We start from the raw sequence: 420 nt of genomic DNA, 5'->3' as shown, positions 1-420 counted from the left end.
CCCGCCCCTAACTTCTGAAGATAGGTACCATATTGACGTGCATCTGGCTTCCCTAACTCAAGGCTCTGGAACATCTTATCGACCACTTCATGGCCTTCTAGTCCCTGAGACGCATATTTCCTGATCTCTTCAGGTGTGTTCCCTCGGGCAAGTTCTTCTTGGAAAACACCATATTGACGTGCATCTGGCTTCCCTAACTCAAGGCTCTGAAACATCTTATCGACCACTTCATGGCCTTCTAGTCCCTGAGACGCATATTTCCTGATCTCTTCAGGTGTGTTCCCTCGGGCAAGTTCTTCTTGGAAAACACCATATTGACGTGCATCTGGCTTCCCTAACTCAAGGCTCTGGAACATCTTATCGACCACTTCATGGCCTTCTAGTCCCTGAGACGCATATTTCCTGATCTCTTCAGGTGTG

Annotated in this window: 1 protein-coding gene; it reads right to left on the bottom strand. The window is 48.3% G+C overall.

Annotated features, from left to right (window positions below):
- Positions 1-420, bottom strand: a 420-nt coding sequence (locus GS501_RS09790; RefSeq protein WP_160831695.1) for a hypothetical protein, incomplete at both ends; no start/stop codon positions are given.

This window comes from Saccharibacter sp. 17.LH.SD, assembly GCF_009834805.1.
In the GTDB taxonomy this organism is placed as follows: Bacteria; Pseudomonadota; Alphaproteobacteria; order Acetobacterales; family Acetobacteraceae; genus Saccharibacter.
The sequence above is the reverse complement of the archived record's forward strand: the minus strand, read 5'-3'. Positions and strand labels throughout refer to the sequence as shown.